Genomic DNA, 24,700 nt, shown 5'->3' with positions numbered 1-24,700 from the left:
CGTGGGCTCAAACCAGAAACAACGCTTCATCGGGCTGGAATGGCTCCGATTCCTCATGGGGATGTACGTAGCGGTCTATCACACGGCACACATGTACTTCCCGGACGACGGCAGCCTGCAGTGGCTCCGCGATGCTACGAGCATGGGCTTCTTCGCGACGAGCACCTTCTTCGTCCTCTCGGGTTTCCTGCTTGCGCACGTTTACTTTGTCGACAACAGGCTTCGCGAGCCGGCACCCAGCTTCTGGCTGAAACGCCTGGCCAACCTTTACCCGATACACGTGTTTTCGCTGATTCTGACTATTGGGGTCCTGCTGACAATGCAGTATCTGGCGATACCGCCAGACGGTCCCAAGGCCAGCATTCGGTTCGTGATCTTTGATACCAACGAAGTGTTGGCGCGCGAGCAGCCGGAACTGTTCCATCATTACATGAGCAACTGGGAACTCGCGCTGAATTCCGTCCTTCAGCTAACGCTTTTGCATGCGTGGAACCCGTTCTACCTGACTTTCAACGCGCCGCTATGGTCGATCTCGGCCCTGTTTTTCTTCTACCTGATGTTCCCGCTATTGGGCCCACGCCTGATGGCGTCGCAGCATCCGTGGAAACTGCTTGTCCTGGTCGGTGCGCTCTATCTGATCCCGCCTCTCTTCGTGGTCTGGTATCAGGACTATGGTATCCCGTTCACAGGCCTGATCCATCGCTTCCCCCTTTTCCGACTACCGGAGTTCCTCGCCGGAATCCTGGTCTACTCGATCTTCCGGCATCAGCAAGCGGCCTCAGCTCTGCCTGGTACGCCCCTGCGGGCAGGGATGATCTTCTATGTGGCAGTCAGCTTTATCATTGGCACGGCACTGTTCACGCACGGGCCGAAATTCTGGTACTACCTGCTTCACAATGGGCTGCTGCTGCCCGCACAGCTAATGCTGGTATACCTCACCGCGCTGATAAGCGAACCGGCTTCGGGAGCATTGAGGCGCTGGTTGCCGCGTCTTGGCGCTGCGTCGCTCTCGATCTTCGTGCTACACGTGCCACTGTCGGCTCTGTTCCGGACCGTCGAGAAGCTCCTGCTTGGAAATTTCGCGGCATGCTTCACGGAATGGGATGCGTGCATCGCTGCAGCAGGCGCCGTGGAAAACACCCTAACGGGCTATTTCATCTTCCTCGCACTGCTCATCGTGGCGAGCGTCCTGTTTCAGGAGCGCCTTGTGGTACCCGCGCGTAAGTGGTTGATCTCCCGGCTATCAAAGCGTGTCGCGCCGCCGGCGACCCAGCCCTGATCCATCCTCGAGGGGCTTCGTAAGAGGCCTCCACCGGAGATTAACTCACCCTTAGCGTTCCTTTCCCCCGGCTCGACACACTCGTTCGACGCTCTGGGCAGGGCGGTCTAGACTTTATCTAAACCACACTGCTCAGAGGGGAATAAGATGGACCCGTATCATGCGGTGATGGTCATTCTCCCGATCGGCTTCCTGCTAATGTGCGTTGGCTTTGCCTGTCGCGACCATGAATGGGCCATGGGGCTCATCGCCGTGGGGATCGTAGGAATGTTCGGCCCGATCTTCTACAGGCTCGTGTACATGTTGCCGTCTTAGATGATAGTGAGCGCCCAGCGAGCGAAGACGCCACAATCTGCGGCTCACGCCTGCGAAGCGACTCGCAATCGACCGCTCCGGTCGCGCAGCAGGTTTGCGGTTCCTAAACCGAGTCGCTACCAGCGACCAGCAGCTTGTTGGTCGCTCTCCCTACCGTCTACCCAGCGGCTGCCGCTCGCGGTCCGCTCCTTCTTCCAGAGGGGTGCACGCGTCTTCAGATAGTCCATGATGAAGGCACATGCATCGAACGCATCCTTCCGATGGGCACTCGCCGCGCCCACGAAGACAATCGGGTCTCCCGGCTCAAGCGCGCCCACACGGTGAACCACCTGCACCTTGAGCAGTGCCCAACGCTGGTACGCTTCGTCCACGATCGACTCAAGGGCTCGTTCGGTCATCCCCGGATAGTGCTCAAGGTACATCCCCGTTACGTCGTCCCCTGCATTGAAATCGCGCATGTAGCCGACAAAACAGACCACGGCTCCAATACCGTGGTTGGCCGCGTGCATGGCATTCGTCTCGGTACCCGGATCGAACGATTGCTCCTGGACACGAACGCTCATGATTAGCCCCCTGTTACGGTAGGAAAGAAGGCGACCTCGTCATCGGGCCCCAGCGCCGTGGAGAGGCTACACATCTCCTGATTGACCGCGCACATCAAATTGCGCTCGTTCAACACCTCCCATGCCCCGCCTCGGCTTACCAACCGATCGCGCAGTGCTTCGAGCGTATGTAGCGATTCATCCCACTCGACTTGCTCCACGCCGACCCCTAGCGCTTCTCGATACCGTGCAAAGTAATGGACCTCCATCAGCCCTCCTCCCCTACGTAATGCCCGCTCTTGCCACCCTTCTTCTCCAACAAGCGCACCTCCTGGATGACCATTCCCCGATCAACCGCCTTGCACATGTCATAGATGGTGAGCGCGGCGACGCTGGCGGCTGTGAGCGCTTCCATCTCTACCCCCGTCTGGCCCGCTAGCTTGCACCGCGCCTCGATACGCACGGTATCGTCGCCCACGGCCTGAAGCTCTACCTTGACGCTGGTCAGCATCAAAGGATGGCACAGCGGTATGAGGTCGCTGGTCTTCTTTGCCGCCTGGATACCCGCGATTCGCGCAACGGCAAATACATCGCCCTTTGGATGCGCGCCATCAACAATCATCGCTAGCGTGGCCGGCTGCATTCTTACCGTGGCCAAGGCCAGCGCTTCTCGGGACGTCACTTCCTTGTCCGTAACATCCACCATATTGGCACGCCCCTGCGCATCCAGATGAGTCAGCATGTCGACCTCCTTAAAACCGAAATCCACTGTTGGACTGCCCGCGCGGCTGCAACGCTCACATCCGCCCGGCTAGCCCTTAAATAAAAAAGGCCCGCCATCATGAATGGCAGGCCTCTTGAACGCAGCGCGCATCAACGTACAGCGAACGTCTCGCAGATCGAGCTCTCCGCGCCGACCATGCCCGTGCAAATACTGTTGATCGACGTCATCAGCACTTGATCGGGAGTGGAACGGAAATCCACGGACATCATTACGCTAAGCGCTGTGATCGTCACAATGGAAAACACGAACAGCTTGCGCGCCCATACCTTGTCATCGGCAGCCTTGTACCCTGAAACACCCATCCACAACCAGTAGGCGCCGCTTACTGCCGCTACCGCGAAGTAGTTGTAGCCAGCGTAGCCACTGATGGTAAGCATCAGCGTAGCGATCAGGAAAGCCGCAATGTAGAGCACGATATGCCGCTTGGCAGCCGGTACACCCTTGATAACAGGAAGGACCGGGATGTTTGCAGCCTGGTAATCGTTGAAGCGAAAAATTGCGATGGCGTACGAATGGGGCATCTGCCAGAGGCTGAAGATCAGCAGCAGGATAGCCGCGCCCATATCGAACTCGTTGCTAACGGCGCAGTAGCCGACAACGGGCGGAGCGGCGCCCGACAGACTGCCAACCAACGTTCCATAAACCGAATGACGCTTGAGGTAGAGGCTATAGAGGCCGACGTATACGACGAACCCCATCAGCACCAGACCGACCGCAAGCATATTGGTCGATTTATAGAGCAAGGCAATGCCTGCCACCAGAAGTGCACAGGCATAGAGAATGGCATTTGCCGGAGCGACCAGGCCTTTTACCAGCACCCGGTTCTTGGTCCGCTCCATTTTTACATCGATATCCCTATCGATGTAGTTGTTGAACACGCAACCGGAAGCAATGACCAGCGCGACGCCGGCCGCTGTTGCCAGGAACAGCGCCAGGTCGATATCCCCTTTCGAAGCCAGGAAGAAGCCACCGGCAACGGAAATGAGGTTTCCGAAGACGATGCCCGGCTTGGTCAGGAGCAGGTATTGCTTGAACATCGGAGCACGCTCTCTTAGTTGGTCATCATGTAGAAGTGCATGCTCCAGATGATCCAGATGGAGAGCACGACGACGATGATGCTGATCAGCACGGTGAATACGAAGGCAACCGTGTTCCAGCGCTGCTCCGACGAGGTGTTCATGTGCAGGAAGTACACGAGGTGTACGAAGATCTGCACAACGCCGAAGCCGACGATGGTGAACAAAGTTGCAGCCGGCGACATGATCGGATGCATCACGAGCCCGAACGGGATGACGGTCAGGATCACCGACAGGACGAAGCCGACCATGTAGGACTTGGCACTACCGTGGCTGGCGCCAGCCGAAGTGGTGTGGTGGTCGTGAGCCATTACAGAGCCCCCATCAGGTATACAACGGTAAACACGCAGATCCAGACGATATCCAGGAAGTGCCAGAACAGGCTCAGGCAGCTCAAACGTGTTTCGGTGGTCGAAGTCAGGCCACGGGTGGCGACCTGGTGCATCATGATCGCCATCCAGATCAGGCCACAGGTGACGTGCAGACCGTGAGTCCCGACCAGGGTGAAGAACGCAGACCAGTAAGCGCTCGTCTGCGGACCAGCACCTTCATGAATCAGGTGATGGAACTCATAGAGCTCGATGCTCAGGAAGATCGCGCCGAAGATAAAGGTCGCGACCAGCCAAAGCAGCGTTTTGGACTTGTCCCCACGGTACATGGCCAACATCGCCATGCCGTAGGTGATGCTCGAGAACAGCAGAGCGAACGTTTCGACCAGAACCAGGTTCAGGTCGAACAACTCCTTGGGCGTGGGCCCACCGGCATATGCAGTGCTGAGCACTGCAAAGCCGGCGAAGATGCTCGCGAACAGGATGCAGTCGGTCATCAGGTAGATCCAGAACCCGAAGACCTTCAACTCCCCTGCGTCATGGTGATGCTCATGCTCGTCGGCGTGAGCGGCGTGGTTATTCATCACTTCACTGGACATGGTTTACGCCTGATTTGCCTTAGCTTGAATGTGAGCCTGCTCGATCCGCGCGATCTCGTCGGGCTGCACGTAGTAGTCAACGTCTTCGTTGTAGCTACGCGCGATCAGGAAGACCGCGGCGCCTACGAACGAGACTGCAGCCAACCACCAGATGTGCCAGATCAGAGCGAAACCAAGCACACCACTGAACAGCGAAATGATCACACCTACGCTTGTGTTCTTGGGCATGTGAATCGGCGCATATTCAGCTGGCGGAGTCGGTAGACCATCACGCTTCATCTCGTGGTACGCGTCCAGCTTGTCGGCACGTGGTACAACAGCGAAGTTGTAGAACGGCGGCGGCGAAGAGATCGACCACTCGAGCGTACGGCCATCCCACGGGTCGCCAGTAACATCAGCCAGCTTCTTGCGATTAATGATCGAAACGACGAACTGGATCAGCGTACAAGCAATACCGATCGCGATCAGCGTTACACCAATCATCGCAACGTAGGTCAGCGGCACCCACTCTGGGTTGTCGACGGTGTTCAGACGACGCGTCATACCCATGAAGCCCAAGATATAGAGCGGCATGAATGCGAAGTAGAAGCCGATGCACCAGAACCAGAACGACGCCTTGCCCCAACCTTCGTGCAGCTTGAAGCCGAACGCTTTCGGGAACCAGTAGGTGATACCGGCCATGTAGCCGAATACGGCACCGCCGATGATCACATTATGGAAGTGCGCGATCAGGAACAGGCTGTTGTGCAGCAGGAAGTCAGCGCCCGGAACAGCAAGCAGAACGCCGGTCATACCACCGATGGAGAAGGTTACCAGGAAGCCCAGCGTCCACATGATGGGGGCAGTGAGTTCCAGGCGGCCGCGATACATCGTGAACAGCCAGGTAAAGATCTTCACCCCGGTCGGAATCGCAATAATCATCGTTGCAATACCGAAGAAGGCGTTGACGCTCGCACCCGAGCCCATGGTGAAGAAGTGGTGCAGCCATACCACGAAGGACAGCACGGTGATCGCCACGGTGGCCCAGACCATCGAGTGATAACCGAACAGACGCTTGCGGGCGAACGTTGCGGTGACTTCGGAGAACACACCAAACGCTGGCAGGATCAGGATGTACACCTCAGGATGGCCCCAGGCCCAGATGAGGTTGACGTACATCATTGGGTTGCCGCCCAACTCGTTGGTGAAGAAGTGGAAATCCAGATAGCGATCGAGCGTCAGCATGGCCAGCGTGACGGTCAGGATCGGGAAGGCACCACAGATGATCACCGACGTACACAGGATCGTCCAGGTGAAGATCGGCATCTTCATCAGGTTCATGCCCGGGGCACGCATCTTGATGATGGTGACGAAGAAGTTCACACCCGTGAGCAGCGTACCGATACCCGATATCTGCAGCGCCCAGATGTAATAGTCGACACCGACCCCGGGACTGTACTCGATCCCTGACAACGGCGGGTACGCAACCCAACCGGTCATCGCGAACTCGCCAACGAACAGCGAGATGTTGATGAGCAGCGCGCCAACTACGAACAGCCAGAAGCTGAGCGAGTTCAGGAACGGGAATGCCACATCGCGCGCACCGATTTGCAGCGGTACGACGATGTTCATCAGGCCCACTACCAGTGGCATCGCCACGAAGAAGATCATGATCGTACCGTGAGCGGTAAAGATCTGATCATAGTGGTGAGGTGGCAGGTACCCTTCAGCGCCGCCGTGAGCCAGCATCTGCTGAGTACGCATCATGATGGCATCAGCGAAACCACGCAGCAGCATCACGAGTGCGACCGCGATGTACATGACACCGATCTTCTTGTGGTCAACCGAAGTGAACCACTCGTTCCAGAGATATCCCCACTTCTTGAAGTAGGTCAGCCCGGCGACTGCAGCGAGCCCGCCCAGCGCCACCGCGATCATCGTGACGACGAGAATGGGCTCGTGTAAGGGTATTGCGTCAAATGTCAGCTTTCCGAACATCTCTTATTCCTCCGCACCGGAACTGGCGTGCGTAGCCTCACCTACATGATTGCTCTTCTTGTAGTCGATGTACTGGCCGAGGATCTGACGGAACAGACCTGGCTGAGCATTGAAGTACTCGACTGGATTGTTCTCGCTAGGCTTCGCGAGCATCTTGTAGCTCTCGAAGTCAAGCGTGTTCTGGGACTCCTTGACCTTGCTGACCCACTGATCGAACTCCGGGTCCGTTACAGAGTGAGTCACGAAGCGCATGCCAGTGAAGCCATGACCGCTGTAGTTGCCAGAAAGACCGAAGAACTGGCCAGTCTCGTTCGCGATCAGATTGAGGTGCGTACGCATGCCGCCCATGGCGTAGATCATGCCGCCGAGCTGCGGGATGAAGAACGTGTTCATGACCGACTGGGAAGTCACGTGGAAGGTCACTGGCGTCTTCTCGGGGATGTAAAGCTCGTTCACCGTAGCGATGCCCTGCTCGGGATAGATGAACAGCCACTTCCAGTCCATCGAAACGACTTCGATCGTCATTCCCGGCTTGTCCGCTTCGATCGGCCGGTAGGGGTCGAGCGAGTGGGTGGTGCGCCACGTGATGACCGCGAGTACGGCGATGATGATCAGTGGCACGCCCCATACGACGGCCTCGATCTTGTGCGAGTGCGCCCACTCAGGCGTATAGGTCGCCTGCTTGTTGGACGCACGGTAGCGCCAGGCGAACAGGAAGGTCATGACAATGACCGGGACCACTACGATCAACATCAGCGCGGTGGCGGTAATGATGAGGTTCCGCTGCTCGATGCCTATCTGCCCTTTCGAGTCGAAAAGCGCCCAGTCACAACCGCTCAATGATACGGCAGCGGCTATTAATAGAAGCGAGCGGAAAAAGCGGTGGTACTTCTCTTCTCTCATTTCACGACCTTCAGCAAAGTGATATCCCACATATCGGTTTGTTCAGCCAAACGCCCGGCGCTCGATCGGGGCCGCAGGAGCGCCCCGCACTGCGTGCTGGAGGTGAACCTGGAACGCGCGGCACCTGAGGTACCGTCTCCGGACACGCCATCGATGAAACCGGCTGGTACGGAAGGGCGCATATTATGCAGTTACAACCGGGGAAAACGCGACCGGATATCCAAGCAACCGGTCTCCCTCTGTCGACGCACCCTCTCATGCGGCGCTAAACAGCCACGCCCATGAACGAACCTCGCGCATTTAGAGTAGACATTAATGATCGGTTCGGTAGTGATTCGACGTGCGGCTGTACGAACCGTAGCGATTGCGGGTTCGAACAATATGAACCGACTCGCGAAAGACCTGTCTGACCGGTCAGGGATGGCACTCGAAATACGCGGGTAATAATAGCGAAATTACCCTCTCAAATGGCGCGGCAATGTGTCGCACCGCACCTCTCGACATCCTATTGTTGCTGTTGCGCAACGCACCGTCGCGCCTTACTTGGCACTACCCGACCAATCGCAGTAACAACCCAGCGCCATGGTATTCGTGGAAGACACCTCCCGCCCGGATGAGAGTGCGTCCAATACGGGTTCAACGAAGCTCGTTGACGAATTGCATACCAGCCCCTCGCTGTAGGGACCTGCGTACGCAAGCTCGCCCTCCTCGTTCCAGATTGCGACCGCCGGACTGGCCGGTACCGTCTCCATTCCTTCGATACTGTCGAGCGGCCTTAGCTTGCCTTTAAGATAGGAAGCCATCTCACCTTGCGTACCAGGCTTCTGCACGCTGTAGAACACAACGTTCGAGAATCGATACAAGCTGATCAGGTAGTTGAGATGCGCATCGGTCTCCCTGTGACATGGGCAATTTGGGTCCCAGAAGTGCACAAAACGAATTGGGCCAGGCCCTTTGAGCTCGTCAGGTAAGCGCAATGCATCGCCGCTGAAGAAATAGGCCTGCTGCGCATACGGTCTCAGGTTCGAAACACCAAAACGCCACCAGAATGCCAGCGCTACCGCGATCATCAATACGACGGCGATGGCAGCGGAGATCAGAAGAAAGCGCCGCGATGGCGTCCCATTCCCCAGCCGGCTCATGGCTCACTACCGAACTTGATTCGGTACTGCTTTTCCATCTCCAGGCAGCTGTCCTTGGCGAAGGAACGCGAGGTCGGTTTCGCGGCCTCGTCATTTGCCCTCTTCCAGCACGAGGTAATCGCTGCGCGCTCGTTCGCCTGAACGGTTTCTGTAGATGGCCGCGTGATCGAATAGATGATGACGGAGAACACCAGCACAATGATGCCGATGCCTACCAGCATGAGCCATAAGCATCCGCCCTTCCCGAGGCCGGAAGATGCAGGCGTTTGCGATTGATCAGTCATGAAACACCCTCACGTCAGAGGGCGCGAAACATAGCATTTTTTGCTACCTGGAGCGCGGTGAGGACACCGAGACCGATGGTCGCAGCCCTGGGCATGACCTCTCATCAGGCCTTGAAGCAAAACCCCGGACCGGCCCTCAGCCCGGGGTTTTGCATCTGCGCTAAGACAGCGCGCAGCCTACATTTCGTTACATGTGGGCTTCGGCATACTCGGCCAACACGGAACGCGGCACGCCTTGGAGCGTGATATGTACACCATGGGAAAAGTCCTTGAATCGCTCGGTCAGGTAGGTCAATCCCGAACTGGGCGCGGACAGATAAGGCGTATCGATCTGGGCCAGGTTGCCTAGGCAGATCACCTTCGAGCCGGTGCCGGCGCGCGTAATGATCGTTTTCATCTGATGAGGCGTCAGGTTCTGGCACTCGTCGATGAGGATCAAACTGTGCTGGAAGCTGCGCCCTCGGATGTAATTCAGCGATTTGAACTGCAACGGCACTTTCTGAAGGATGTAGTCGACGCTGCTGTGTGTGTTCTCGTCATCCATGTGCAGCGCTTCGAGGTTATCGGTAATCGCACCGAGCCAGGGTTCCATCTTCTCCGCTTCGGTTCCGGGCAGAAAACCGATCTCCTGATCGAGTCCTTGTACGCTCCGGGTCGCGATGATTCGACGGTAGCGTTTGCTGACCATGGTCTGTTCGATTGCGGCCGCTAGAGCCAGGATGGTTTTGCCCGATCCTGCAGCCCCGGACAGGTTGACCAGATGTATATCTGGGTCCAGCAGCGCGAAGAGGGCCAGCGACTGGTAGATATCCCTTGGGCGCAGGCCCCAAGCTTCCTGGTGCAGCAGGGGTTCCTGATGGAGGTCCAGCAGAATGAGTTCGTCATTTCGAACGCCCTTGACCCAGCCGACGAAACCCTGTTCATCCAGGATGAATTCGTTCATGTGGACCGAAGGAAGCGGCTCGGTCATTTGGACCCTGTGCCAGGTTCGCCCCGCTTCCTGACGCGTATCCACCTTCGCGACGCGGTCCCAGAACGAGCCGGTCACGTTGTGATACCCCCGTGATAGCAGGTTGACGTCGTCGACGAGCTGGTCGGTGTGATAGTCCTCGGCCGCAATACCGCAGGCGCGCGCCTTGAGACGCATATTGATGTCTTTGGTGACCAATACGACGCTCAAGCCCGGCCGCTGCGTTCTCAACTCAACTAGCTGGTTGATGATCCGGTTGTCGTTCAGGTTGTCTGGAAGCCAGGTAGTGGGTGCTGCTCGCTTGCTCATCAGAATGGTCAGGTAACCACGTGGGCCGCTCTTGCCGCGCTGAATCGGCACGCCTTCCTCCACTTCGTCAGGCGTCGCCTCGCCCAGCACCGTATCAATCAGGCGTATCGCCTGACGGCATTCTGCAGCGACCGTATGCTTACCCGTCTTGAGCTTGTCCAGCTCCTCGAGCACGGTCATCGGGATGGCGACGTAGTGTTCCTGGAAGTTCAGGAGGGCGTTGGGATCGTGGATCAGGACGTTGGTATCGAGGACATAAAAGATAGGCGTAGTGGCGCTGGCGCGTCCGTTGTCATCCATACTCGGTCACCTTGTCTAGGGTGCCCTGCCCGTCGAGAGGCAGACATCCCCTATTGAGCCAGACGGCAATCGCCCATGGGAGCGATGCGCCGTGATGGACCACCGACCTTCCGGGCCGCGGCGCGGAAGTCTGAGCATAGATGAGGGCCGAGGGCCGCCACCTGTCTGCAGGGTTCGGCGGTCTACTTCCCTGATACCTCAATTTGCTGGATAACCCAACGGATTTTTAACCTTTCGCCTCAATATTTTGCGACTTGACGAATACCGCTTGGCGCGTCCGGCCCTCGCCGCTAAAGTCCTCGACTACGCTGGCGGCTCGCGCAGCATCAGTGCTGCCACCTCCTTCAGCCGTTTCGTTAGTGCGTCTAGCAGCCCTCCGCCGTTGCGCCAGCTGTGCCAATAGAGCGGCACGTCCACATACAGTCCAGGAACGAGCTCCTTCAACGCACCGGATTTCAGTTCTGCAGAGACCTGCAACTCCGGCATGAGCCCCCAGCCCATCCCCGCGCAGGCCATATGCACGAACCCTTCAGAGCTTGGACAGAGATGGTGTCGAAAGCTGCCCCCGCCGCCGAGCGAGGCGATATAGCGGTGCTGAAGCAGATCATCAGGCCCGAAGACGATGGCTGGGGCATTCGCCAGCGAGTCAGGCGTTACACCGTCCCTAAAATGCCGTTCAATGAACGTTGAACTCGCCAGACCCAGGTAACGCATAGCGCCAAGGGCAACCGAGCGCGCACCTGCAACCGGACGTTCGGTAGCGCACAAGCAAGCTGCCACCTCTCCAGCCTTCATACGTTTCAATCCCACATCCTGATCCTCGACCACAAGATCAAGAAGCACGCCCTCCTCGACACAGAACCCGGCGATCGCGTTGACCCACCAGGTGGCAACGCTGTCCGCGTTGATGGCAACCCGTATGCGCTCCGCGTGCCCATCTTCGAGCACCGGAACGCTCGACTTGAGGTCGCGCTCCAGCAAGCGCACCTGTTGGACATGATTCAACAGCTGTCGCCCCAGATCCGTCGGGGAAGGCGGAGTCGCACGAACGAGTACAGGCTGCCCCAGGCGGGCCTCCAGCAGTTTTATGCGCTGAGAGACTGCAGACTGAGACAGGGCGAGGGCAGCTGCAGCTCGCTCGAACCCGCCCTGCTCTACCACGGAAGCCAGAGCAGCAAGTAACTTGTAGTCGAGCATAAGAAACCCTAATGCATAATTAACTGATTCGGTTTCTCTTATAACGGAGAACGGGCCACACTCGCAGCATTCTCTCAGTTGGGACATGCTGATGCTTCGGTTTCGTTCACCTGTTATCCACGGCTGCTGCCTCGTCATAGCCGGTGCTCAATGATGAGTCCAAGCTATCTGAATGGCATGATGATCGGGGCCGGGCTCATCGTCGCCATTGGCGCCCAGAACGCTTTCGTGCTCGCCCAGAGCGTGCGAAGAGAGCACCAGTGGTCTGTCGCTGCCACCTGCGCCCTGTGCGATCTGGTACTGATCTGCGCCGGCGTTTTTGGCCTCGCCACCCTCCTCGTCTCGAGCCCGATCCTTCTTGGGATAACGCGCTGGGCAGGCGCCATATTCCTCTTCATTTACGGCCTGAGCGCGTTGAAACGCGCAATCCGCCCTAGCGCTCTTAGTCCGCACTTCCAACCGAAGCGGTCGTTCGGCGCAGTGATGGCGTCGACGCTTGCCGTCACGCTTCTAAATCCACATGTCTATCTCGATACAGTGGTTCTCGTCGGATCACTCGGCGCTCAGCAACCCTCTCCCATTGCCTATGCTGCTGGCGCTGCAAGCGCCTCGATTCTCTGGTTTGGCCTGTTAGCCGCTGCCGGGTCGTTCATGTCGAAATGGCTGTCCCGGCCTTCGACCTGGCGTGCCGTAGATCTTCTGGTAGCCGTCATGATGTGGTCACTCGCGGCACGATTGGTCTTGGAGACCTGACGGGAACCGCTCTGAACCAGCCTATTGCAGCATGGATGCAGCGTGGATAGGACGGAGACGCGATGCTATGATCCGGCCGCTGCGGTACATGAAGGGTACGCGAATACCCCTGCCGCACTTCCAGTGCCGACCGTGAACGGCCCAGCGCTTGCGCACCAGCCTGATCTGATAAGGAGACAACCATGGCTTTTGAATTGCCGCCGCTGCCCTATGAAAAGAATGCACTCGAGCCACATATCTCGGCCGAGACCCTCGAGTTTCACCATGACAAGCACCACGCTACCTACGTCAACACGCTGAACAACCTGGTTCCGGGAACCGAGTTCGAAGGCAAGGACCTGGAAAGCATCATCAAGTCCTCCTCGGGTGCCGTGTTCAACAACGCCGCCCAAGTCTGGAACCACACCTTCTACTGGAACTGCCTGAGCCCGAATGGCGGTGGCGAGCCCACCGGCGCCCTGGCCGACGCTATCAACACGGCGTTCGGTTCTTTCGAGAAGTTCAAGGAAGAATTCACCAAGACCAGCATCGGCACGTTTGGCTCCGGCTGGGGCTGGCTGGTCAAGAAGGCCGACGGCTCGTTGGCACTGGCCAGCACCATTGGTGCCGGCAACCCGATGACCAGCGGCGACACCCCGCTGTTGACATGCGACGTCTGGGAGCATGCCTACTACATCGACTATCGCAACGCGCGTCCGAAGTACGTAGAAGCGTTCTGGAGCCTGGTGAACTGGGACTTCGTCGCGAAGAACTTCGCAGGCTGATCCCGCTCGCAATAACGAAACGCCCCGCCGGCGCACCGCTTCTCTCAGGGGCGGGGTGTGCCGGCGGGGCGTTTTCGTTTGCGGTGCCGTCTTAACGGCTGTTGATCTGCTGCTGCAAGCTTTGAAGCTGGCTTTGCAGCGAGTTGATGTTGCGAGTCATCTGAGCGCGAAACGCATCGAATTCGCTGTTACCGCGATTTTCCAGCTGGCTACGTAGCACGGTCATGTCCTGCTGGAGCGCCTGCACGTCATAGCCCGCGTTCCGATCACGCAACCGCTTCATATCTGCCGCCAGCGCATCGAGACGTGTATTGATCGTGCCAAGGTCGGCCGATACATCCTGTTGTTGCGGCGCGGGCGCGCTCTGCGCTTCCTTCAGCGCATTCTGCTCGCTTGCCAACGTCTTCTGCTGATTGGCCAACGCCGTGGATTGCTCCAATAGCTGCTTGATCTGATTGGCCATGGTTTGTAGTTGAGCATCGCTGGCGCCGCTATCTCCGCCCCTCGGAGCCGAGGCGACGTCCCTGCTGACGCTGTCCATGCGCTGCACCAGATTCTCGAGCTGCCCAATCAGCGCCTGCTGTTGCTTCCCCATGTCCGTCACTCGGCTCTGCAGCTGACGGACCTGCGTCTGCAATGCCTCGCTGCCTGAGGACACATTCGTCTCCGTCGCTACGACCTTGCCGGAGATGTCCTGTATACGACCGGCCGCTTCCTCACTGATGCGCGCAAAACTTTCCTGCGTAGCAACAAGCTGCTGTTCAAGGATGGCGATCTGGCGATAGCTCCACCAGCCTAGTACACCCAGCGTGATCAATAACGCGACGACGATGGTCCAGAGCACTCCCGAACCACGCCCGCTCTGAGGTCGCTCTTTATTACTCTCGCGGGAACGATGACGGTCGAAAGGTTCCCGATCGTTACGCTCACGCTTGGATGTCACCACACTCGGGATGTCATCCAGTTCATCAAATGAGTCGTTACGCATGTAGCGTCCTATTCGTCTTGGCCCGGAATGGGCGCAGTATAAACAGCAGAAGCGCCGGTTTCAGGCGCGCATCACCGCGGTGCACAGTTGCACCGCAATCGGGCAGCCCCACCACCCTGAACGACGCTCCGGCGCGATGGCTGGCCTTATTTGGCCTGGCATGCCGTTTGCTAACCACTCACCGGGTGTCGGGGGGCACCCTCACCAGGATGGTGGCCGCTGTAGCGCCTGTTGCAGCATTTCACGTCGCTAATCGGCGTGTCTTCCCGGGTCGGCACGGACGCTTGCTCGGGAACATTTCCACCGCGACCAAAAGCGCGCCGCGCCTTCGGACCACGAAATTCCGGTTTTGTTTAAAACGGGCCCGGCCCGTAGGGACATCAGCGGGTTCCGCGTCTTGAGCCCCAGACAGGACGTTCACGACAACGGCCTGGCCCAGCATTAGTCAATAGAAAGCCGCTAAGCGTGACATAGCTCGCCCCGGACGCCTGCAGCACTTAGAATTTCCGCAGCTAAAGGAGAATCGACATGCTGCTGGTCCTATCGCCTGCCAAGACCCTCGACTACGACACGCCCTCCCCCACCAAAGCGCATACACAGCCCCGGCACATGAAGGAGGCGCAGGCGCTGATAGATACGCTCAAGCCGTATACGCCTGATCAGATTGCCAGCCTAATGAAGCTTTCGGACAAACTTGCCGCACTCAATGTCGCTCGTTATGAAAGCTGGACGTTCAAGCCCACGGCGAAAAACGCCAAGCAAGCATTGTTTGCCTTTAAAGGTGATGTTTACACCGGCTTGGCAGCCGACGACTTCGACGATGATGATGTGGCATTCGCGCAGGAACACCTGCGTATGCTGTCCGGGCTCTACGGCGTACTGCGACCGCTCGACCTTATGCAACCCTACCGACTGGAAATGGGTACCAGGCTCGAGAACCCGCGGGGCAAGGACCTATACAGTTTCTGGGGCAATCGCATCACCGAACAACTCAACGCCGATCTGGCTGAGCAAGGCGATGATGTACTGCTCAACCTGGCTTCGAATGAGTACTTCGGCGTGGTAAAGCCGGCTGCTTTCGATGGTCGCATTATTGACGTCGAGTTTCGCGATTTTAAAAACGGCGAGTACAAGATCATCAGCTTCCATGCCAAGAAAGCACGCGGAATGATGGCGCGCCATGTTGTCAAAAACCGTATCGACACAGTTGAGCAGCTTACGGCCTTCGATAGTCACGGTTATCGCTTCGATGACAGCCGCTCGTCGAGCAACAAGCTTGTGTTTCTACGGGATTCCGCCCCCGTTTGACTCGCTTTTCAGGGGCGCTCGCGACCCGTGCAGGCGCCCTGGATCAAGCCTTTCGGCATGCCCTTGCCTCCCACCGTTCATCCGCTCTATCCCTCCGCCCGCGAACCCATCGCAAAATTTCTCTTTCGGCGCGGCACCAAATCAAAAAACGCCAGTCACATACCGCGTACCGACCTACCAGGTAACGGACTAGACCTTCAGCCACGGAATGTCAGGCGAGTACGAGAACCTTATGACGATGCCATGGATTGCCCCCAGCCCTGCGATCCCGACCCATTGCCTCCGCTCGCGCATCATCCGAGTGGTATGAACAGAGCATCAAAGCCCTGATATAGCCCGGCACTGAAACTACGCGCTGATCAAACAATGCGTCACGAATCAATGAGTTACGCTCAGGAGAGATAATATGATTCCGGTGATTTTGTCCGGGGGCAGCGGCTCCCGCCTATGGCCGCTGTCGCGCAAGCAATTTCCCAAGCAGTTCCTTGCCCTGACCGGCGAGCGCACCCTGTTCCAACAGACGGTGAATCGCCTTGCCATCGAAGGCATGGAGCCGCCGGTTGTCGTGTGCAACCAGGAACACCGCTTCATCGTCAACGAACAGTTGGCGGGCATCGGTCAGAAAGCACAGGCCATGCTGTTCGAACCCTTCGGGCGCAACACCGCACCTGCCATCGCGATCGCCGCGATGAAACTGCTTGCCGAAGACCGTGATGAACTGCTGCTGGTATTGCCAGCCGACCACGTCATCGAAGACAAGCGCGCGTTCCAAAAGGCCCTTTTCCTCGCCAGCGAAGCCGCTCGCGAAGGTGAAATGGTCCTCTTCGGCGTACCCGCCACGCATCCCGAAACCGGGTACGGTTACATTCGCGCAACCCAGATCGACAGCCTGCCCGAAGGCGTCGCGCGCGTTGCGCAGTTCGTCGAGAAGCCCGACGAAGCGCGCGCCCGTGAGTTTGTCGCGTCCGGCGATTACTTCTGGAACAGCGGCATGTTCATGTTCCGTGCCAGCCGCTTCATCGAAGAGCTGAAAAAGCACGACGCTGACATCTACGACACCTGCCGCCTTGCGCTTGAGCGCAGCCGCACTGAAGGTGAAGAAATCCATATCGACGCCGCTACGTTCGCGTGCTGCCCAGAGAACTCCATCGACTACGCCGTCATGGAAAACACTGACCGCGCCTGCGTCGTACCCCTCAACGCGGGCTGGAGCGATGTCGGTAGCTGGTCGTCCATCTGGGATGTCCAGGACAAGGACGAAGACGGCAACGTCACCAAAGGTGATGTGGTGATGCACGATGCTCGCAACTGCCTCGTTCAGGGCAATGGCAAGCTCGTCACCGTGCTTGGCCTTGAAGATATCGTGGTTGTCGAGACCAAGGACGCCGTAATGGTGGCCCACAAAGACCGCGTCCAGGACGTCAAGAAGCTTGTAAACAAGCTCGACGCCAGCGGCCGCAAGGAAACCAACAGCCACTGCGAAGTCTACCGCCCTTGGGGTGCGTACGACTCCGTGGACAATGGCGACCGCCATCAGGTGAAGCGCATCACCGTTAAGCCAGGTGCAAGCCTGTCTCTGCAGATGCACCACCACCGTGCCGAGCACTGGATCGTGGTATCTGGTACCGCGCAGGTAACGTGTGACGACAAGGTTTTCCTGCTGACCGAAAACCAGTCGACCTACATTCCTATCGCTTCGGTCCATCGCCTTGCCAACCCCGGCAAGATTCCGCTGGAAATCATCGAAGTGCAGTCCGGAAGCTACCTTGGCGAGGACGACATCGAGCGCTACGAAGACGTCTACGGACGTACCGAAGCGCAAGAAGATGCGCCGCGCGCCAAGATCGGCACCGCGCGCTGACGAACCCTGGCCCCCTCCTTCGAGGGGGCTTTCGTTCCGGGACGTTGCATGATCGTAGGTGTTTTACTCGTTGTCATCTGGCTGGTACTGCTGTTTCGATATCCGGCCAAAGCGCTGCCTGTCTCAATGACCGCCGTCGCATTGCTCGGCATCGTCGCGGCGTGGGTCGTCTGGCAACAGAATCGACTTGATCATCGCCTCGCAAGCCTGGACATCAGACTCGCCTATGACCTCAACGCTTGCCCACCGGCGAAACCGCTCTCCATTGCCATCCGTAATCGCAGTGATGCGGTGCTCTCGTCCCTGAACTGGCAGATTGCGGCCTACTTTCCTGGCGAGACCAGCAACCTCGCGCAACGCGACTATGACCGGCCCCGCTACGATGCCCCGGGTGGCATCCAGCCTGACGGGCTGTGGCAGGAATGCGTACCGACGCCTCCTATCCGATCCGGTTATCGCGCCGAAACACTTGAGTACCGGGCCGAATCGCTTAACGGCAGCTTCGACTGACGTCCTTCCCACCGTGACGCCGCGTACGTGCCACATCCATAGGCCTTTGCCATTCGGCATACCCATTACTCGACGACAGCTGACTGCTTTGTCAAACAGGTTTCAATTACGGTCAGGCTTGGCCCGCGCACAACAACCACACCGCGTCTTGTTGCCTTCCGCTCTGCTGCGCATCGCCAAAAGAATGCGTCCGACGCTTCCCGGATGGCGTTAAATAAAAGCCTGATGGGATACCACCCGTCGCAACGGCCATTTGTACCCATCCGGGGCGAGCCTTCTGAACGTGCACAACCGTGCGCCACAAACCAGGGAGTTGCGGTACACAAAGCCTGACCAAACCACCAGACAAGTTAGATTTCGCCGTTTCGCCTGCCCCAATGAGGGGCGCGAGGCATGTACGGTTTTTATGACACAGCTCGCAAGTTAGATGATCCGCTTTTCCGTTCGAAACTTACCCTCTAGCGGATATGTCCATTCCCACGACCCCGCTATCGTGCGACAGGACATTGACATGGATAACCCTTTCAAAATCCTTACTCAGGCCTTTCAGGCAGACTATCGAGTTAACTTCAGTGTCGAACGCCTCGATGGCAGCATCATGTTGACCCTGTCTGATGAAGATGGGCTCGTCGCGAAGCGCATGATCAGTGCGCCCGTTCTCAAGGACATTCACCAGCTTGATCGGCTGATTCAGAGCGTAAGGTTCGGCATCGCAATCGAGCGCGGCCACACCGCACCCCAGATGCTGACAACCATGATAGAAGGCGGCGCGTTTGACCATGTCCGCGCCGCCGCGACCAAGGCGACCGCTCGACAAGCAATGCCTGGAGCGGCCTGACCGACCGGGGCCGACGCAGCGGTTCAGTGCCAAGGTAGCTCGGCCAGGCTTGCAAAATAGCCAGCCGCAGCTATGCTGTTCATCCATACAGTATCCGTACGGAAGGCAGAGGTGATGAATGGCCGTCGAAGTGGTGTACCGCAGCAGTCGAGATCAGGAGCGCCTGTTCGTGGATAAGGCGGAGGCGGATCGCTACGACCGCATGCTGGAGCTGGCCGAGACCCTGGCTGAAGTGCTGCAACAGGCCGTACCGTCGCTTTCCGAACAGCAGGTGGAAGACCTTGGAATATTCATGGCACGCAATCGCGACCAGTTTGCCAAGGCATTCAAGAATCAGCCGGATGCCCTCAAAGAGATTAACCTCGGCGATATCGGCGATTAATCTCCGGATGGCGATGCCCTGACGCCAGCCCTCGCCTACTGCTGGACTCGGGATCGCGTACGCGCTAAATAGGTTGAACGTGCCCTGTTGGAGCCGTCCATGACGCCGCGCGACGCATTCTTGGATTGTCTAACCCGAACACCGGCTCCGCTGCTTGAAGCTGGTCTTTGGATTGCGGCCGAGCACGACCCTAAGCTCGACATTCAGCATTGTTTAGAGTTTGTCGGCGATCTCGCCAGAACCATAGGCGCCACCGTGGTCGATGGCGCGCCTCACGAACGTGCACAGGCGCTGGTCCGCCAACTCATCGCTCTTGGGTTCGCCATGGACGATGACCGGCCCCTCACACCCGCTGCTGCCTTGCTCGACCGCGTACTCGAGCGAAAACGCGGCCAGCCGCTTTCACTTGCCATCGTCGCACTCGAGTGCGCGCGGCGTATTGAGCTACCGCTCGAAGGTGTCGGTTTCCCCGGGTACTTTCTATTGCGCGCGCCGGGCGCGGATCACTGCCTTGACCCATGCAGTGGCCGTCGCCTCTATACATCGGAATGCCGCGAGCTTCTCCGCATGCAAGCGGGCCCCCTTGCCGAACTTTCCGCTGCTCACCTAAAGGCGCTAACGCCCGGCGAAATGCTCACACGCCTCTCACGTAATCTACGTGAGCTTCACCGACACGCGGAATCGTTAAACGCTGCACTCAAGGATGCCAGCCGGGTGCTGGAGATCACGCAGCCTACTGTAGATGATCACCTCGCCCGCGCCTGGCTCTATCAGCGACTCGACTGCCTCGAAGCGACCCGCCACGATCTGGAACGCGCATTGCTGATCACGAACGACGCTGCACAGCGTGTTGCGCTCACACAGCAACTAAGGAACCTGCCTAATACACGCGGGCCAATCCACTAGGCTGTCTCTGTCGCTGGCAGAGCCGGGCTTTAAGGCGACAGTTTCACTTAACGGCGGCCGCAAACGCGTCGAGCCACGGCTCAGCGTCTGACTCCGGGGTCACCGTTTCGCTCGCATCCAGGCGCAGCATTTCCAGGGGCTGCTCGATTCCCAACTCCGAATATAGTTCGCCTATCTGCTCACCGCCTGCGCAGAACGTGTCGCCGTAGGCAGAATCGCCCAATGCGACGATGCCGCCCTGCAGACCGCGAAGCGCAGCTGGGAGCCCATCTCGAAGCGCGTGATAGAGCGGCTGAATATCGTCAGGCAGCTCACCGAGCCCTGTCGTCGAACAGACGACTACAATCGCCTTGGGCTCAAAACCCAACAGGTCCTCCAGTCCCGCCCGGGCCAGATAGCGCGCATTGTGGCCGGCTGTCCCAAGACGCTGCGCAGCGTGGCGAGCGACCTCCTCCGCCGTCCCGTAAACACTGCCCGATAGAATGGCGATATTCATGCCTACTCCTGTTGAAATGTCTTTGGACTATCGCGACACGGTGCTCAGCGTGCATGATCCGCTAACAGCATGTGACACGTGCTGACCCGGCATTATGCCGGAAGGCTCCCTGACACCGACACGAAGGAGGCGGCCGTGATCAGCTCGCAGCTATTAGAAAAGATGGTTCACGCATCCAACGACGGAATCGTCGTGGCCGAGCAGGAAGGCCATGACACGATTTTGATCTACGTGAACCCGGCCTTCGAGCGACTGACGGGCTACAGCGCCGAAGAAATCCTTTATCAGGACTGCCGCTTTCTCCAGGCACATGATCGGGATCAGCCTGGCCTCGTATCCATCCGCGAAGCCATCCGCCAACAGCGCCCGTGCCGGCAGGTAATTCGTAACTACCGCAAGGACGGAAGCATGTTCTGGAATGAGTTGTCGATCACGCCGGTCTTCGATCAGGATGAAAATCTGACCTACTACATCGGTGTTCAGAAAGACGTTACGCTGCAGACCGAAGCCCTCGCCGATAACGCCTCGCTACGGCAGCGGCTGCTCGCAGTAGATCCGTAACATCGTTGACGAATCACAGGCAGGCCCTCAAAGGGCCTATCAAGGTCGTAAGTCGACGCTCGATACGCAAGCCGGACCGCTTCAACATGAACGACCCACACTCCCCGGATGAACCTCTGCTTACGCAGGACGAACTCGCATTCATCCGAGACGTGCTCGACACCCCCCAATGGGGATTGCATCTCTCTGGGGCCTCACTCGGGCAAGAGTCCTCACGGGCCCTAACGCTACTCAAGGGCCTGGCCGACTGCGGCAAGCTCACACTTGAAGCTCAATTGCCCGACCGTGCCCTGACCTTTTCAGTACATGTCAGCGAGCGCGAAGCCGACACGCTTCATCTGACCATTGATGCACCGCGCATTCTTCAAAAAGGGCCGACACTCCGGCCTTGGCGCCTGGAGCTCGATGAGCCTCTGCCGCTGCTTGAAGCCAATGGCACCGAGATGGGCCTCCATGTTCGCGAGCTGTCACCCAATGGCGCACTGGTGGAGGCCACCAGAGGGGGATTGATGCCCGAGCACTTCGAAGGGCAGCTGCCCTTGCCGGGCCAGCCCACGATGAGGGTAAAAGGTCGCTGGGTCAGAACGACACCCGCCGGCCGTGGCGCTTATCGGCTCAAGCTCTCAGAAGTGGACGAGCAGCACCTCCGACAGTTTGTCTTCGAACGCCTGCCGATGAGCGCCACGGATCGGAATCTCACCGAAGAAGGTCCAAATCAGGAATAATCCTTGCCTGATTGTTATCGCAGCCAATACCCCGGCGTTGCGATTGCGGAGCGGTCCACCAGACCTGCCCCGTAGACACTATGGAGATAACCATGTCTACCGAACCCGTCACCCTCATGGTGGCCCGCCGCGTCGCGCGCGGACGCTATGATGAATTCATGACCTGGCTACGCGAAGGCGAGCGCCTCGCGACAGACTTCCCCGGCTACCTTGGCTCTGGCGTCCTGGCGCCACCGGCCGGCGATGATCAGTTTCAGATGGTCTTCCGCTTCTCGGACGAAGCAACGATGGCCACGTGGGAGCATTCCGAATCCCGCCGTGCATGGCTGGCGCGTGGTACCGGCCTGTTTGAGCAACCGTCCGAACGCAGAGCCAGCGGATTGGACGCCTGGTTCGGCAGCGGTGACAAACGTCCGCCGCGCTGGAAGCAGTCGATTGCAATCTGGCTTGCGTTCTTTCCAGTCTCGCTGGCATTCAATGCCCTGTTCGGCGATTGGCTCGCTCCGCTCACGCTCGTGCCCCGCATCCTGGTAAGCACGCTCGCCCTTACACCAATCATGGTGTATTTGTTCATCCCGCTGTCTACACGCCTGCTGGCTCCCTGGCTACTTGCCGAAATGCCCCGCACGCAGCGTACTGGTCGGCCGAGCCGAGCCTGAGGCCTTTCGAGTTCGTTGGCGCTTTGCCACGCAGCCCTTAGCGGGCATCATGGAGCACTTCGTCCGTCCCTGCACAGGGGCGGCGCTGTTCAACTCCAGGCCATTTAGGCCGCCTGCACAGATAGAGCTGCTCATGATTCCCGACACTCCGCCGATCCTCATCACTGGCGCGACGCAACGCGTCGGTTTGCACTGTGCGACGCGCCTGCTGGAGCAAGACGAGCGGGTTATCATCACCTATCGCACTCGCCGAGCGTCTATCGAAGCGCTGGAAGCACTTGGCGCTACAACCGTGTATGCCGATTTCAGCAGCGAAGCCGGCACGCTGGCATTCATCGACGCGCTCAAGCAAATCACACCGAGCCTGCGCGCAGTCGTGCACAACGCCTCTGAGTGGATCAGCGAGACAGCAGGCCACGAGGCCGAAGATTTTCTACGCATGTTCCATGTGCACATGTTGGCGCCGTACCTGATCAACTCGCACGCGGCAGACCTCCTGAGGTTGTCGCCCAAGGCCGACATCGTCCATATCACTGACGATGTGGTGCGCAAGGGCAGCGGTAAACACGTGGCGTATTGCGCAACCAAGGCCGGGCTGGAAAGCCTCACGCTGTCCTTCGCGGCGCGCTTCGCACCGGACATTAAGGTCAACACCATTGCGCCGGCACTGATCATGTTCAACGAGGGTGACGACGAGGCCTATCGACGCAAGGCACTGTGCAAATCCGCATTAGGAATTGAGCCGGGACCGGACGTGATCTTTCAAAGCCTGCGCTATCTGCTGGACAATCCCTACGTGACAGGCACCACGCTGACCGTCAACGGCGGTCGCCACGTGAAATAATGCGGGCCCGTTAGGAGAACATCATGCTCAGACAAGAACCCGGAATGGCGCGAATCAGGGTCAAGGACCTTCGTCTTCGCACCTTCATCGGCATCAAGGAAGAAGAGATCGTCAACAAGCAGGACGTGCTCATCAACCTGACCATCCTTTACCCCGCAGTAGATGCGGTGCGCGACAACGTGATCGAACATGCGCTCAACTACCGCACCATCACGAAAGCCATCATTCGGCATGTCGAAGAGAATCGCTTTGCGCTGCTCGAGCGACTCACGCAAGAGATTCTTGACCTCGTCATGAGCCACGAGTCCGTCCGCTACGCGGAGGTGGAAGTGGACAAGCCACATGCGCTACGTTTCGCGGAATCAGTGTCCATCACGCTGACGGCCCATCGCGACGCGCCGGCCGCCTGAGTCCACTTTTTCCGAGGTTCACCATGAACGATGATCAACGCCAACAGCTCGAAGCCGCAGCCTTCCGAACGCTCGTGCAGCATTTGCGAGACCGGCCGGACGTGCAGAATATCGACTTGATGAATCTGGCAGGGTTCTGCCGCAATTGCCTGTCCAAGTGGTACAAGGCAGCCGCAGACGACCTGGGTTATGACGTCAGCGCCGACGCTGCGCGCGAAGAAATATACGGCATGCCGTATGCCGAGTGGAAAGCCAAATACCAGAAAGAAGCGACGGCGGAACAGAAAGCCGCCTTTGAAAAGAGCAAGCCATGACCGCACTCGATCAATTCCGTGATGCCTTGAAGACTGGCGAGCACATGTTCGCCGATACACTCGCTTTTGTGAGTGAGCATTACCAGTACACCCCCGCCGCATTTAGTAACGGCGACGTTGAAAACGACGCTGGCCAAAACGAAGGTTCGTGCAAGACCCTCGGGCTCGCGCTGCTCGAGCAATTCTCGGATGAGGAAGCCCTTCTGGCCTTTGGGGAACACTACCGCGCCGTGCGAGCAACGCCGGACGGCTTCGACCACGCCAACATTCGCTCGCTCCAGAAGCACGGCCTTGTCGCCGTTTCGTTCGAGCAGCAGCCTCTGGTTCGCCGTTGAGCATGAACGGAGCTGGTTCAGACTGGCTCCGCTTTATTCT

The 24,700-nt window shown here is 58.4% G+C and carries 31 protein-coding genes; 17 read left to right on the top strand and 14 right to left on the bottom strand.

Translation table 11 applies throughout. From position 1 onward, the window contains the following. Positions 1-55: 55 nt before the first annotated feature. Together ACY8D3_RS03460 and ACY8D3_RS03455 are read left to right on the top strand one after the other, a co-directional pair. Positions 56-1,279 (top strand): acyltransferase family protein, encoded by a 1,224-nt coding sequence (locus ACY8D3_RS03460; RefSeq protein ID WP_462384224.1) that lies wholly within the window; start codon positions 56-58, stop codon positions 1,277-1,279. A gap of 147 nt (positions 1,280-1,426) precedes the next feature. Further along, positions 1,427-1,594, top strand: coding sequence for a hypothetical protein (locus ACY8D3_RS03455; RefSeq protein ID WP_462381645.1), 168 nt, complete (start codon positions 1,427-1,429; stop codon positions 1,592-1,594). Between the two features lie 116 nt (positions 1,595-1,710). Here the strand turns inward: ACY8D3_RS03455 and moaE are convergent, their stop codons facing one another. From moaE to ACY8D3_RS03395, 12 genes are all read right to left on the bottom strand, one after another. Continuing rightward, complete coding sequence (gene moaE, locus ACY8D3_RS03450) at positions 1,711-2,157, bottom strand: molybdopterin synthase catalytic subunit MoaE (protein WP_462381643.1); 447 nt, start codon at positions 2,155-2,157, stop codon at positions 1,711-1,713. 2 nt (positions 2,158-2,159) lie between these two features. Beyond that, positions 2,160-2,408 (bottom strand): MoaD/ThiS family protein, encoded by a 249-nt coding sequence (locus ACY8D3_RS03445; RefSeq protein WP_462384222.1) that lies wholly within the window; start codon positions 2,406-2,408, stop codon positions 2,160-2,162. Then, positions 2,405-2,878: a cyclic pyranopterin monophosphate synthase MoaC gene (gene moaC, locus ACY8D3_RS03440; protein WP_462381641.1), complete on the bottom strand. Its 474-nt coding sequence runs from the start codon at positions 2,876-2,878 to the stop codon at positions 2,405-2,407. Before moaC ends, ACY8D3_RS03445 begins: the two co-directional genes overlap by 4 nt. A 131-nt stretch (positions 2,879-3,009) precedes the next feature. After that, positions 3,010-3,957, bottom strand: coding sequence for a heme o synthase (gene cyoE, locus ACY8D3_RS03435; protein WP_462381639.1), 948 nt, complete (start codon positions 3,955-3,957; stop codon positions 3,010-3,012). A 14-nt stretch (positions 3,958-3,971) separates the two neighbouring features. Then, positions 3,972-4,307 (bottom strand): cytochrome o ubiquinol oxidase subunit IV, encoded by a 336-nt coding sequence (locus ACY8D3_RS03430; RefSeq protein WP_462381637.1) that lies wholly within the window; start codon positions 4,305-4,307, stop codon positions 3,972-3,974. After that, entirely contained in the window at positions 4,307-4,924 is a 618-nt protein-coding gene (gene cyoC / locus ACY8D3_RS03425; RefSeq protein WP_462381635.1) for a cytochrome o ubiquinol oxidase subunit III, read from the bottom strand. Before cyoC ends, ACY8D3_RS03430 begins: the two co-directional genes overlap by 1 nt. A gap of 3 nt (positions 4,925-4,927) precedes the next feature. Continuing rightward, the gene (gene cyoB, locus ACY8D3_RS03420) at positions 4,928-6,901 is read right to left on the bottom strand and encodes a cytochrome o ubiquinol oxidase subunit I (protein ID WP_462381633.1); all 1,974 of its coding nucleotides are present in this window, start codon (positions 6,899-6,901) and stop codon (positions 4,928-4,930) included. A gap of 3 nt (positions 6,902-6,904) precedes the next feature. After that, a complete protein-coding gene (gene cyoA, locus ACY8D3_RS03415) occupies positions 6,905-7,804 on the bottom strand; it encodes a ubiquinol oxidase subunit II (RefSeq protein ID WP_462381632.1) in 900 nt (299 codons plus the stop codon). Between the two features lie 539 nt (positions 7,805-8,343). Then, a complete protein-coding gene (locus ACY8D3_RS03410; RefSeq protein WP_462381630.1) occupies positions 8,344-8,946 on the bottom strand; it encodes a DUF6436 domain-containing protein in 603 nt (200 codons plus the stop codon). Further along, positions 8,943-9,230, bottom strand: coding sequence for a hypothetical protein (locus ACY8D3_RS03405; protein ID WP_462381628.1), 288 nt, complete (start codon positions 9,228-9,230; stop codon positions 8,943-8,945). Before ACY8D3_RS03405 ends, ACY8D3_RS03410 begins: the two co-directional genes overlap by 4 nt. A 187-nt stretch (positions 9,231-9,417) precedes the next feature. Beyond that, the gene (locus ACY8D3_RS03400; RefSeq protein WP_462381627.1) at positions 9,418-10,809 is read right to left on the bottom strand and encodes a PhoH family protein; all 1,392 of its coding nucleotides are present in this window, start codon (positions 10,807-10,809) and stop codon (positions 9,418-9,420) included. A gap of 303 nt (positions 10,810-11,112) precedes the next feature. Continuing rightward, positions 11,113-12,006, bottom strand: coding sequence for a LysR family transcriptional regulator ArgP (locus ACY8D3_RS03395; RefSeq protein WP_462381625.1), 894 nt, complete (start codon positions 12,004-12,006; stop codon positions 11,113-11,115). A 153-nt stretch (positions 12,007-12,159) separates the two neighbouring features. Here ACY8D3_RS03395 and ACY8D3_RS03390 point away from each other — a divergent pair, with 153 nt between their 5' ends. After that, positions 12,160-12,759 carry a LysE/ArgO family amino acid transporter gene (locus ACY8D3_RS03390; protein WP_462381624.1) on the top strand — a complete coding sequence of 200 codons (600 nt, stop codon included), beginning with the start codon at positions 12,160-12,162 and terminating at the stop codon, positions 12,757-12,759. Positions 12,760-12,941: 182 nt separating this feature from the next. Next, positions 12,942-13,523: a superoxide dismutase gene (locus ACY8D3_RS03385; protein WP_462381623.1), complete on the top strand. Its 582-nt coding sequence runs from the start codon at positions 12,942-12,944 to the stop codon at positions 13,521-13,523. 91 nt (positions 13,524-13,614) lie between these two features. On the opposite strand, the gene ACY8D3_RS03380 is transcribed toward ACY8D3_RS03385, so the two are convergent. Then, entirely contained in the window at positions 13,615-14,511 is an 897-nt protein-coding gene (locus ACY8D3_RS03380) for an ATPase (protein WP_462381622.1), read from the bottom strand. 528 nt (positions 14,512-15,039) lie between these two features. On the opposite strand from ACY8D3_RS03380, the gene yaaA reads away from it, so the two are divergent. From yaaA to ACY8D3_RS03350, 6 genes are all read left to right on the top strand, one after another. Further along, on the top strand, positions 15,040-15,819 hold the full coding sequence (gene yaaA, locus ACY8D3_RS03375; protein WP_462381621.1) for a peroxide stress protein YaaA: 780 nt from the start codon (positions 15,040-15,042) through the stop codon (positions 15,817-15,819). A 406-nt stretch (positions 15,820-16,225) separates the two neighbouring features. Further along, entirely contained in the window at positions 16,226-17,680 is a 1,455-nt protein-coding gene (locus ACY8D3_RS03370) for a mannose-1-phosphate guanylyltransferase/mannose-6-phosphate isomerase (RefSeq protein ID WP_462381620.1), read from the top strand. Between the two features lie 48 nt (positions 17,681-17,728). Next, positions 17,729-18,190 (top strand): multidrug transporter, encoded by a 462-nt coding sequence (locus ACY8D3_RS03365; protein ID WP_462381618.1) that lies wholly within the window; start codon positions 17,729-17,731, stop codon positions 18,188-18,190. A gap of 511 nt (positions 18,191-18,701) precedes the next feature. Next, on the top strand, positions 18,702-19,028 hold the full coding sequence (locus tag ACY8D3_RS03360; protein ID WP_462381617.1) for a DUF3509 domain-containing protein: 327 nt from the start codon (positions 18,702-18,704) through the stop codon (positions 19,026-19,028). Positions 19,029-19,146: 118 nt separating this feature from the next. Beyond that, positions 19,147-19,410, top strand: coding sequence for a YebG family protein (locus ACY8D3_RS03355; RefSeq protein ID WP_462381616.1), 264 nt, complete (start codon positions 19,147-19,149; stop codon positions 19,408-19,410). Between the two features lie 99 nt (positions 19,411-19,509). After that, positions 19,510-20,316 (top strand): SirB1 family protein, encoded by an 807-nt coding sequence (locus tag ACY8D3_RS03350; RefSeq protein ID WP_462381614.1) that lies wholly within the window; start codon positions 19,510-19,512, stop codon positions 20,314-20,316. Between the two features lie 43 nt (positions 20,317-20,359). Here ACY8D3_RS03350 and ACY8D3_RS03345 read toward each other — a convergent pair whose 3' ends face one another. Next, on the bottom strand, positions 20,360-20,812 hold the full coding sequence (locus tag ACY8D3_RS03345; RefSeq protein ID WP_462381612.1) for a flavodoxin: 453 nt from the start codon (positions 20,810-20,812) through the stop codon (positions 20,360-20,362). A 135-nt stretch (positions 20,813-20,947) separates the two neighbouring features. Here ACY8D3_RS03345 and ACY8D3_RS03340 point away from each other — a divergent pair, with 135 nt between their 5' ends. The 7 genes from ACY8D3_RS03340 (at position 20,948) to ACY8D3_RS03310 (ending at position 24,660) form a co-directional block, all read left to right on the top strand. Beyond that, the gene (locus tag ACY8D3_RS03340; protein WP_462381611.1) at positions 20,948-21,373 is read left to right on the top strand and encodes a PAS domain-containing protein; all 426 of its coding nucleotides are present in this window, start codon (positions 20,948-20,950) and stop codon (positions 21,371-21,373) included. A gap of 86 nt (positions 21,374-21,459) precedes the next feature. After that, positions 21,460-22,098 carry a PilZ domain-containing protein gene (locus ACY8D3_RS03335; protein ID WP_462381609.1) on the top strand — a complete coding sequence of 213 codons (639 nt, stop codon included), beginning with the start codon at positions 21,460-21,462 and terminating at the stop codon, positions 22,096-22,098. 92 nt (positions 22,099-22,190) lie between these two features. Further along, positions 22,191-22,757, top strand: a complete 567-nt coding sequence (locus tag ACY8D3_RS03330) for an antibiotic biosynthesis monooxygenase (RefSeq protein WP_462381607.1) — start codon at positions 22,191-22,193, stop codon at positions 22,755-22,757. Positions 22,758-22,890: 133 nt separating this feature from the next. After that, a complete protein-coding gene (gene folM, locus ACY8D3_RS03325; RefSeq protein ID WP_462381606.1) occupies positions 22,891-23,601 on the top strand; it encodes a dihydromonapterin reductase in 711 nt (236 codons plus the stop codon). A 23-nt stretch (positions 23,602-23,624) separates the two neighbouring features. Beyond that, positions 23,625-24,011, top strand: coding sequence for a dihydroneopterin triphosphate 2'-epimerase (gene folX / locus ACY8D3_RS03320; protein ID WP_462381605.1), 387 nt, complete (start codon positions 23,625-23,627; stop codon positions 24,009-24,011). Positions 24,012-24,034: 23 nt separating this feature from the next. Beyond that, on the top strand, positions 24,035-24,325 hold the full coding sequence (locus ACY8D3_RS03315) for a DUF1244 domain-containing protein (protein ID WP_462381604.1): 291 nt from the start codon (positions 24,035-24,037) through the stop codon (positions 24,323-24,325). Next, complete coding sequence (locus tag ACY8D3_RS03310) at positions 24,322-24,660, top strand: HopJ type III effector protein (protein WP_462381603.1); 339 nt, start codon at positions 24,322-24,324, stop codon at positions 24,658-24,660. Before ACY8D3_RS03315 ends, ACY8D3_RS03310 begins: the two co-directional genes overlap by 4 nt. Positions 24,661-24,700: the final 40 nt, after the last annotated feature.

It is taken from the genome of Pseudomonas sp. Marseille-QA0892 (assembly GCF_054950135.1).
The sequence above is the reverse complement of the archived record's forward strand: the minus strand, read 5'-3'. Positions and strand labels throughout refer to the sequence as shown.

Bases quoted from the DNA above. Each gene is read 5' to 3' on its own strand.
- ACY8D3_RS03460 (WP_462384224.1), top strand. From the start codon at position 56: ATGGGGATGTACGTAGCGGTCTATCACACGGCACACATGTACTTCCCG.
- ACY8D3_RS03455 (WP_462381645.1), top strand. From the start codon at position 1,427: ATGGACCCGTATCATGCGGTGATGGTCATTCTCCCGATCGGCTTCCTG.
- moaE (WP_462381643.1), bottom strand. From the start codon at position 2,157: ATGAGCGTTCGTGTCCAGGAGCAATCGTTCGATCCGGGTACCGAGACG.
- moaC (WP_462381641.1), bottom strand. From the start codon at position 2,878: ATGCTGACTCATCTGGATGCGCAGGGGCGTGCCAATATGGTGGATGTT.
- cyoE (WP_462381639.1), bottom strand. From the start codon at position 3,957: ATGTTCAAGCAATACCTGCTCCTGACCAAGCCGGGCATCGTCTTCGGA.
- ACY8D3_RS03430 (WP_462381637.1), bottom strand. From the start codon at position 4,307: ATGGCTCACGACCACCACACCACTTCGGCTGGCGCCAGCCACGGTAGT.
- cyoC (WP_462381635.1), bottom strand. From the start codon at position 4,924: ATGTCCAGTGAAGTGATGAATAACCACGCCGCTCACGCCGACGAGCAT.
- cyoB (WP_462381633.1), bottom strand. From the start codon at position 6,901: ATGTTCGGAAAGCTGACATTTGACGCAATACCCTTACACGAGCCCATT.
- cyoA (WP_462381632.1), bottom strand. From the start codon at position 7,804: ATGAGAGAAGAGAAGTACCACCGCTTTTTCCGCTCGCTTCTATTAATA.
- ACY8D3_RS03410 (WP_462381630.1), bottom strand. From the start codon at position 8,946: ATGAGCCGGCTGGGGAATGGGACGCCATCGCGGCGCTTTCTTCTGATC.
- ACY8D3_RS03405 (WP_462381628.1), bottom strand. From the start codon at position 9,230: ATGACTGATCAATCGCAAACGCCTGCATCTTCCGGCCTCGGGAAGGGC.
- ACY8D3_RS03400 (WP_462381627.1), bottom strand. From the start codon at position 10,809: ATGGATGACAACGGACGCGCCAGCGCCACTACGCCTATCTTTTATGTC.
- ACY8D3_RS03395 (WP_462381625.1), bottom strand. From the start codon at position 12,006: ATGCTCGACTACAAGTTACTTGCTGCTCTGGCTTCCGTGGTAGAGCAG.
- ACY8D3_RS03390 (WP_462381624.1), top strand. From the start codon at position 12,160: ATGAGTCCAAGCTATCTGAATGGCATGATGATCGGGGCCGGGCTCATC.
- ACY8D3_RS03385 (WP_462381623.1), top strand. From the start codon at position 12,942: ATGGCTTTTGAATTGCCGCCGCTGCCCTATGAAAAGAATGCACTCGAG.
- ACY8D3_RS03380 (WP_462381622.1), bottom strand. From the start codon at position 14,511: ATGCGTAACGACTCATTTGATGAACTGGATGACATCCCGAGTGTGGTG.
- yaaA (WP_462381621.1), top strand. From the start codon at position 15,040: ATGCTGCTGGTCCTATCGCCTGCCAAGACCCTCGACTACGACACGCCC.
- ACY8D3_RS03370 (WP_462381620.1), top strand. From the start codon at position 16,226: ATGATTCCGGTGATTTTGTCCGGGGGCAGCGGCTCCCGCCTATGGCCG.
- ACY8D3_RS03365 (WP_462381618.1), top strand. From the start codon at position 17,729: ATGATCGTAGGTGTTTTACTCGTTGTCATCTGGCTGGTACTGCTGTTT.
- ACY8D3_RS03360 (WP_462381617.1), top strand. From the start codon at position 18,702: ATGGATAACCCTTTCAAAATCCTTACTCAGGCCTTTCAGGCAGACTAT.
- ACY8D3_RS03355 (WP_462381616.1), top strand. From the start codon at position 19,147: ATGGCCGTCGAAGTGGTGTACCGCAGCAGTCGAGATCAGGAGCGCCTG.
- ACY8D3_RS03350 (WP_462381614.1), top strand. From the start codon at position 19,510: ATGACGCCGCGCGACGCATTCTTGGATTGTCTAACCCGAACACCGGCT.
- ACY8D3_RS03345 (WP_462381612.1), bottom strand. From the start codon at position 20,812: ATGAATATCGCCATTCTATCGGGCAGTGTTTACGGGACGGCGGAGGAG.
- ACY8D3_RS03335 (WP_462381609.1), top strand. From the start codon at position 21,460: ATGAACGACCCACACTCCCCGGATGAACCTCTGCTTACGCAGGACGAA.
- ACY8D3_RS03330 (WP_462381607.1), top strand. From the start codon at position 22,191: ATGTCTACCGAACCCGTCACCCTCATGGTGGCCCGCCGCGTCGCGCGC.
- folM (WP_462381606.1), top strand. From the start codon at position 22,891: ATGATTCCCGACACTCCGCCGATCCTCATCACTGGCGCGACGCAACGC.
- folX (WP_462381605.1), top strand. From the start codon at position 23,625: ATGCTCAGACAAGAACCCGGAATGGCGCGAATCAGGGTCAAGGACCTT.
- ACY8D3_RS03315 (WP_462381604.1), top strand. From the start codon at position 24,035: ATGAACGATGATCAACGCCAACAGCTCGAAGCCGCAGCCTTCCGAACG.
- ACY8D3_RS03310 (WP_462381603.1), top strand. From the start codon at position 24,322: ATGACCGCACTCGATCAATTCCGTGATGCCTTGAAGACTGGCGAGCAC.